The organism is Limnobaculum eriocheiris (assembly GCF_021010575.1).
GTDB lineage: Bacteria > Pseudomonadota > Gammaproteobacteria > Enterobacterales > Enterobacteriaceae > Limnobaculum > Limnobaculum eriocheiris.
Genome location: NZ_JAJNAG010000075.1, coordinates 1 through 7,041 on the forward strand (window position 1 = coordinate 1; position 7,041 = coordinate 7,041).

The 7,041-nt window shown below is 45.4% G+C and carries 9 protein-coding genes and 1 pseudogene; 4 read left to right on the plus strand and 6 right to left on the minus strand.

The genetic code is table 11. The features are described 5' to 3' along the window. Window positions 1-108, plus strand: a 108-nt coding sequence (locus tag LPW36_RS17215; RefSeq protein WP_230608631.1) for an IS1 family transposase, incomplete at its 5' end; no start/stop codon positions are given. Window positions 109-253: 145 nt separating this feature from the next. After that, on the plus strand, window positions 254-1,303 hold the full coding sequence (locus LPW36_RS17220; protein WP_230611796.1) for a 3-deoxy-7-phosphoheptulonate synthase: 1,050 nt from the start codon (window positions 254-256) through the stop codon (window positions 1,301-1,303). A gap of 150 nt (window positions 1,304-1,453) precedes the next feature. On the opposite strand, the gene lplA is transcribed toward LPW36_RS17220, so the two are convergent. The 4 genes from lplA to LPW36_RS17240 form a co-directional block, all read right to left on the minus strand. Then, window positions 1,454-2,470 (minus strand): lipoate--protein ligase, encoded by a 1,017-nt coding sequence (gene lplA / locus LPW36_RS17225; protein ID WP_230611798.1) that lies wholly within the window; start codon window positions 2,468-2,470, stop codon window positions 1,454-1,456. A gap of 98 nt (window positions 2,471-2,568) precedes the next feature. Next, a complete protein-coding gene (locus LPW36_RS17230; protein ID WP_230611800.1) occupies window positions 2,569-2,937 on the minus strand; it encodes a VOC family protein in 369 nt (122 codons plus the stop codon). A 102-nt stretch (window positions 2,938-3,039) separates the two neighbouring features. Continuing rightward, window positions 3,040-3,729, minus strand: a complete 690-nt coding sequence (locus tag LPW36_RS17235; protein WP_230611802.1) for a helix-turn-helix transcriptional regulator — start codon at window positions 3,727-3,729, stop codon at window positions 3,040-3,042. Window positions 3,730-3,780: 51 nt separating this feature from the next. Beyond that, on the minus strand, window positions 3,781-4,245 hold the full coding sequence (locus LPW36_RS17240) for a C40 family peptidase (protein ID WP_230611803.1): 465 nt from the start codon (window positions 4,243-4,245) through the stop codon (window positions 3,781-3,783). Window positions 4,246-4,573: 328 nt separating this feature from the next. Between LPW36_RS17240 and ltaE the strand changes: the two genes are divergently transcribed. After that, complete coding sequence (gene ltaE / locus LPW36_RS17245) at window positions 4,574-5,629, plus strand: low-specificity L-threonine aldolase (protein WP_230611804.1); 1,056 nt, start codon at window positions 4,574-4,576, stop codon at window positions 5,627-5,629. A gap of 147 nt (window positions 5,630-5,776) precedes the next feature. Continuing rightward, a pseudogene (locus tag LPW36_RS17250) lies at window positions 5,777-5,900 on the plus strand (integrase core domain-containing protein); the annotation flags it as partial. Window positions 5,901-5,911: 11 nt separating this feature from the next. Here LPW36_RS17250 and LPW36_RS17255 read toward each other — a convergent pair. Both LPW36_RS17255 and LPW36_RS17260 read right to left on the minus strand, forming a co-directional pair. Beyond that, window positions 5,912-6,220 carry a hypothetical protein gene (locus tag LPW36_RS17255; protein ID WP_230611805.1) on the minus strand — a complete coding sequence of 103 codons (309 nt, stop codon included), beginning with the start codon at window positions 6,218-6,220 and terminating at the stop codon, window positions 5,912-5,914. Between the two features lie 43 nt (window positions 6,221-6,263). Beyond that, on the minus strand, window positions 6,264-6,929 hold the full coding sequence (locus LPW36_RS17260; RefSeq protein WP_230611806.1) for a hypothetical protein: 666 nt from the start codon (window positions 6,927-6,929) through the stop codon (window positions 6,264-6,266). Between the last annotated feature and the right edge of the window lie 112 nt (window positions 6,930-7,041).

Here is a 7,041-nt window from a genome sequence, read left to right on the forward strand (position 1 = left end):
CGAACCCATCTTAAACGGTTGACCCGCAAGACTATCTGCTTCTCAAAGTCAGAAGAAATGCACGATAAGATCATCGGATGGTATCTGACGATCAATCATTACCACTAAATCTGCGTCACGACCCAATATTTAATCAATAGCAGCGAATTAATTTAATCAACTATTTGCAACCCTTCCTGTTTCCGTTATTGTGATATCCATCACTTCCCGGTATCTCACCGACGAGAAGATAAGATTTAGAGAAAGACAATCCATGAATAAAACTGATGAGCTCCGCACCTCGCTGATCGACAGCCTGGTAACTCCTGAGCGACTGGCACAGCTGTTTCCAATTACTGAAGAAATCAGCACTAATATCACCCGGTCGCGTCAGCGTATTGAAAAAATTATCCACGGTGAAGACCGTCGATTGTTGGTTATTGTTGGCCCCTGTTCCATTCACGATGTGGATGCGGCAATGGATTACGCCGAACGGTTAACCGTTTTGCGTGACCGTTATCAGCATCGCTTAGAAATCGTGATGCGCACTTATTTTGAAAAGCCGCGTACCGTGGTGGGTTGGAAAGGTATGATTTCCGATCCTAATCTGGACTGTTCTTATCAGGTTAATCAGGGGCTGCAACAGGCTCGCAAACTTCTGCTAAAAATCAATCAGTTGGGTATGCCAACCGCCACCGAATTTTTAGATATGGTGATCGGACAGTATATTGCCGATCTGATTAGCTGGGGCGCGATTGGTGCACGCACCACTGAAAGCCAAATCCATCGCGAAATGGCGTCGGCACTCTCTTGTCCGGTTGGTTTTAAGAACGGTACCGATGGCAGTACCAAAATTGCGATTGATGCTATTCGTGCCGCACGTTCCAGCCATATGTTCCTGTCACCGGATAAATCAGGCCAGATGAGTATTTATCGCACCAGCGGTAACCCTTACGCCCATATCATTCTACGTGGTGGTAAGACACCAAATTACCATGCCGCTGATATTGCTGGCGCCTGTGACAATTTACGTCAGTTCGATCTGCCAGAGCATCTGGTCGTGGACTTTAGCCACGGTAACTGTGAGAAGTTGCATCGTCGTCAGTTAGACGTATGCGAGAATATTTGTGAGCAGATAAAAGCCGGTTCTATGGCGGTTGCCGGTGTAATGGCCGAGAGTTTCCTGATTGAAGGAACCCAAAAGCTTCAGGCCGGTCAGCCTCTTACCTACGGCCAGTCGATTACCGATCCTTGTTTGAGTTGGGGTGATACGGAGAAGATGCTGGAGAGTCTGGCAGCGGCGGTAGAATCGAGGTTTAGTTAAGTCTTTTTGTTTTGAGATTTTTAAATCGACTTTAGTGATTAGCTGACAACAAACTTGTCTTTATCAATTTCTGTGAATACTCCGGCCGTAAGCACAACGAGCGTTTATTGCTATCGTGCCCGGCCGGAAGACCGTCAATCACTATTGTTGTTATCTGACTATCTCCGCAATCCAGTTGCCCAGTTCGGTGAGTTCTTTTTCTTGTTCGGGGAACTGTTTTATCAGGTCGAGGCATTGTTGTTTTAGTGAGTCGCTGTGGTAGATGGAGCCCTGTAGATTTTCTGCCAGTGCTTCCAGCGGTGCCGGGGTCAAGCTGTCGGTAAATATTTGAGTACGGGTAATGTGGCCTTTTTCTACATCAAAATGCAGCTCTACGCCACCCCAGACAAAGCGCTGGTCCAGCAGGTGGGTAAACGCAGGAGCCTGACCAAAGTTCCACTCCCAACTGCTCTGGCGGGTGAAAGTATCCACAAAGTTTGGTAAATCGGGTAACGCATCCGGAGAAATATGTTCAGCAACAACCTGTTCGCCATAATGTTCAAAAAATGATTTGGTGACAGCGTCACAAATTTGTTGATGAGTAATAGTTGGTAAAAGCTGTTTCAGGTTAGTTACCCGGCCTCTGACAGAGGTGATACCTTTGGCCTGTAATTTCTTAATATCCGGATTAAGATAATTTGCCAGCCGGGTTAAATCCGCATCCAGCAGCAAGGTTCCGTGGTGGAATCCCCGATCCATGGTTTCCCGATAGGCCGAGCCGGAGACTTTACGTTCGCCTTCAGCGGTGTTTACCACCAGATCGTTACGCCCCGAGGCGGTTGCTTCAATACTCAACGAGTTTAAAGCGTTTACCACAATGGCAGTAGAAATGGTTTTGTCATATTCAGGTTTTCCCGCCATAAAGGTAAAACAAGTATTACCTAAATCGTGGAATACCGCGCCACCACCGCTGCTGCGTCGGGCCAGCTTAACCTTATCTTCTTCCATACGGCGAGTATTGCACTCTTTCCAGGGATTCTGCGCCCGTCCAATAACTACCGTATCCGCATTACGCCATAAAAACAGCACTCGCTGGGTGGCGGGCATTTGACGAAAAATGCACTCTTCCACCGCCAGATTAAACCAGGGATCGTAAGAATCAGAGATAAGCAAACGCAAAGAAGACATAAACATTATCCATCCGGTAATAAGATAATTAATCTTAACATGGATAACGCTGTTTCGTGTGATTAAGCGGGAAAATTCCCGCTTAATCATCAGACTAGCTATTCACTCACGGCAAAAACTCGCAGTCGGTGACCATCAGGATCTTCTGCGGTAAAGGTATACCCAAAATCCATCATCTGAGGAACCTGTAGGATAGATACGCCCTTTTGTTTCCACTGTTGATAATAATCATCCACCATTTGATTAGAAGCAACGGCGAAACCTAACTCTCCACTGGCGGTAATTTCACCGGCCTTAGGCTCTACCGTATGCTTAGACCATAATCCTAACAAGACGCCTGAAGAAAAACGGAACATAGCAAACGTCGGTGAAGATTCCACTGCCGGTTGATTCAACAAATTCTGATAGAAGTCTTTACTGGCGGTTGGGTTATCCACATAAAAGATAAACATATTGGCATCTAACATTTTACTCTCCTTAAGATTGGTGAAATCAATGCTGTCTAATTCTAGTTCAGCGGTGATGCATACATCCTAAGTAAGGTCAGTGACAATTTATGTCAGTAGAGTTTATTGGCGGGAAATATTATTTTGACGATACCACTCATTTAATAGCGTCTGACGACGCCGGGGGTATTTATTGTCGGTGGTTTGCAGATGGGTAATGCGATCCAGCCGAAAGTTTCGAATCTCTTTTCTTAATTCACACCAGGCTACCAACAGACGTATTTGATCGAAAAAGCCAATGGCAAAAGGCCAAATGGTACGTTCCGTTTGTCGTCCATTCTGGTCACCATAGTGGATCACCAGTTTACGCTCTGCTTCAATCGCCTGACGAATATCCAGCACTAACTGCTGACAAAGTAACGATGAATCTGTCGGTCCAACCAATAATGGAGACTCATCTAACCGATAACGTAACGCCGGAGTAACGATGGCTGATATTTTGGCTAACGCCTGTCTGGCGGAACCCGCCAGTTCGCTATCCGTTCGCTCTGACACCCAGCGGGCACCCAGCACTAAAGCTTCAATCTCTTCCGGAGTAAACATCAACGGCGGTAAAACGAAGCCTTCACGCAGAACATAACCAAGCCCCGTTTCCCCTTCGATTTGCGCACCCTGAGCTTGCAGGCTGCGAATATCACGATACAAAGTACGTAAACTTATATTAAGTTGAGATGCCAGATCGGCACCGCTGACGGGATAACGATGATTACGCAGAAGTTGCAGCAGTTGAAGCAGGCGTTCTGAACGGGACAAAATAACCTCTTCTCTCTTACTGCAACATAATAATAAGCGGACGCTGACACATTACAGTCGGCGGGATTGCCAATAGGCGCTCTTCCAGTAAGGGTTATCCAGAGAAGATGTCATCACCCCTTTACTGGTTGATGCATGTAAAAACGCACCATCCGCATCATAAATACCGACATGCAGGCCGTTTTCTCCTCTACCGGTTTTAAAGAATACTAAATCTCCCGGCATCAGCTCATCACGGGAAACTTTAGAGCCGACTTCGGCCTGTAGTTTTGTGGTACGGGGAAGATTGATATTAAACCGGTCGTGGAAGGTTTTATACACAAAACCGGAGCAATCCACACCGCTACGGGACAAACCGCCATAACGATAAGGCGCACCTCGCCATTCGCGATGTTGCTCTTTCAACTGTGCCAGTACAAAGATAGGGTCGGAAAGTTTTCCGCTTGGCGGCGGTGCATTACTGGAACAACCAGCCAGCACCAACAAAACCAGAAGCAATAGATATCGTAAATGCATCGGACTCTCTTCTCCACATTTTATGCATATAACTTTTTCATAATTAGCTTAAAAAACGAGAAAAGACAAGGTTTCAGTGCTGTTTAACCCCTTAAACCGGCATCTTTTGGTAATTAATCGGTTTTAGGGCCATTTTCGAGTGGTGAAGAGACGCTATTACTGGTTCATCATTAAGTCACTCAGTGTCAGGTTAAAATCACATTTTTTGCTAAGTGATTAGCAACAGAAACAATCTCACGTCATTTTTATCTTTTTTCTTACTCAATGAGCGTGATACAAAGGAAGCTTATAATTTCCTTATTCCTCATTGTTCAGTAAGGTGCCCAAGATGATAGATCTGCGAAGTGATACCGTAACCAAGCCCGGAAAAGCCATGCGACAAGCGATGGAGGACGCTGCTGTAGGTGATGATGTATATGGTGACGATCCCAGCGTCAATCAGTTGGAGCAAGAAGCCGCAGCACTATCCGGTAAAGAGGCAGCGCTGTTTTTGCCAACCGGAACCCAGGCTAATCTGGTGGCCCTGCTGACCCATTGTCAGCGCGGTGAGGAATATATCGTTGGGCAAAAGGCCCATAACTATATGTTTGAGGCCGGAGGTGCGGCGGTCTTAGGCAGCATTCAACCTCAGCCTATTGATGCAGCAGAAGACGGCACCTTACCGTTAGACGTGATTGCCAGCGTTATTAAGCCCGATGATATCCATTTTGCTCGTACCCGACTGCTCTGTATTGAAAATACCCATAACGGTAAAGTACTGCCGTTGGACTATCTGCATCAGGCATGGGCATTTACCCGTAAAAAGAAACTGGCGCTGCACGTAGACGGGGCTCGTATTTTTAACGCCTCAGTCGCCATGCGCGTTCCTCTAACCACTTTAACTCAATATTGCGATACGTTGACTATTTGCCTGTCAAAAGGTCTTGGCGCACCGGTAGGCTCTCTGCTGTGTGGCAGTGCGGAATATATTAAACAGGCCCGACGCTGGAGAAAAATGGTGGGCGGTGGTATGCGTCAGGCAGGAATACTGGCTCAGGCGGCGCTGTATGCCCTGCACCATAATGTCGAGCGACTGCGTGAAGACCACGACAATGCACAATGGCTGGCAGAACAATTGGCAGCTTTAGGTGTAGAGGTAGTTTCACCCGGAGCACAAACCAATATGCTGTTCCTGCGCCTCCCCGCTAACGAAGTTAGCCAGCTCGGCCCGTGGATGAAACAGCGCGGTATTTTGATCAACGCCGGACCAATCACCCGTCTGGTCACCCATTTGGATGTTTCACGGGAAGATCTGAAGCGCGTAGTAGATTTATGGCGCGAATTTAAAGGAAGAATCACGACTCCGGGCAGCGGAGATGGTGGAGCGAAGGGTATTTATGGGTGATGGGAATTGAGGTTTTAGTTGATGCCGCCTTCGGGGAAGGCGGTTTTTCAGTACAGATATAGATAAGGTAACGTTATCTAAAGTTTTTTATACTTTATTATCTAATTACCCGCCCTCATCAATACCCTTTTAGGGATGCGATCTCGCATGGAGCACTGGCTGAACGAATATAACAGTGAACGTTCCCCATGAATCTTTAAACAATCTGACGTCAGAAGAATACCGGCGGATGACTAAAAAACCAGAAATCTCAAAAAGTACGTGGTTCTAAAATGGGTGTAATTACAAGCCCAACTCTGTCATGCATGTAAATCCCTGGCTCGCCAACGGTTCCATAAATGATGTTTTAATCTTTTCATGTTCAACAGGTAAAGCATAAGCTGATAATACGAAAAACACACCTACCAGAGTGCCAATAATAGTTGTTTCATATTCTAAAACTGACTGGGAATATAATTTCCCTATTGGTGTATTAATAATAACATAAGTAATACCCACGGCGATACAGATAAATATTAATAACCCAATGACCCAGCAGGTATAATGAGAATGCTCTTTTAGTCTATTTATTTCAGGAGTAGCCCAATTCATTAATGAACTCCAATGCTTTTAATCTTTTAACCTGCCTGAATTATTAGAAAGGAGAATAATACGTGTCCACCTCCCTATTATTGGCTTTGTCCTTCACCGTTTCAGTATTAATACCAGAAGGTATAGTTACGGGTAGTATGATCTGACCAGGGAAATACTCGGGAATAAGCGAAGCCGCTGCGGGTTCCTGAGCCAAAATTCCCTTCTCCATATAAAAATCACTATCACTTAATGTCCAGTCAGCTAATTTAATTAGCTCATCTTTTATTTTACCCAGGCTACGGCCAAAACCTATTGGTAAATCATAAGCCGCCACCCGGCTCATAAATCTCGCATCCTGAGGTAATGTACTGTGATCCGTTGGGCGAGAAATATAAGCTTTTAATTGCTCATCGGTTATCTTCAGCAGATTATTGCGTTTCTCATGATTCAGCTCTATATAACAGTAAAATTGGAAGATCTTTTCATCCTCACCAGTTTTATTTTTTGATGGAATATAATTGTCATCATACTTCTTATATTGCCAGACTATCCAACCGTTTTCCTTTCCCAGTTTCCCATTGGTGCGATTCATTTTTCGCTGTTCCTCTGCTACCGGGCTGGGGTCAATATCTTTCGGTAGCGTGTTTAACATGGTGATAGTATAGAGACTACCGCTTTTTAATGCGTCCATTTGATAAAGGGGGAGATAGTAGTGTAAGTATCCCATCAAAACGACCCATTCACTTTTAGAGATCTTCTGACATACTGATTATGTCCCCTGAGGAGATCACCATGCGTAAAATCCGATTCACAGAGCACCAGATAATCGCCGTCCTTAA

Excerpts from the sequence above, each read along its gene's own strand:
- LPW36_RS17220 (WP_230611796.1), top strand. The coding sequence starts at position 254 with ATGAATAAAACTGATGAGCTCCGCACCTCGCTGATCGACAGCCTGGTA.
- ltaE (WP_230611804.1), top strand. The coding sequence starts at position 4,574 with ATGATAGATCTGCGAAGTGATACCGTAACCAAGCCCGGAAAAGCCATG.
- lplA (WP_230611798.1), bottom strand. The coding sequence starts at position 2,470 with ATGTCTTCTTTGCGTTTGCTTATCTCTGATTCTTACGATCCCTGGTTT.
- LPW36_RS17255 (WP_230611805.1), bottom strand. The coding sequence starts at position 6,220 with ATGAATTGGGCTACTCCTGAAATAAATAGACTAAAAGAGCATTCTCAT.
- LPW36_RS17260 (WP_230611806.1), bottom strand. The coding sequence starts at position 6,929 with ATGGGATACTTACACTACTATCTCCCCCTTTATCAAATGGACGCATTA.
- LPW36_RS17230 (WP_230611800.1), bottom strand. The coding sequence starts at position 2,937 with ATGTTAGATGCCAATATGTTTATCTTTTATGTGGATAACCCAACCGCC.
- LPW36_RS17240 (WP_230611803.1), bottom strand. The coding sequence starts at position 4,245 with ATGCATTTACGATATCTATTGCTTCTGGTTTTGTTGGTGCTGGCTGGT.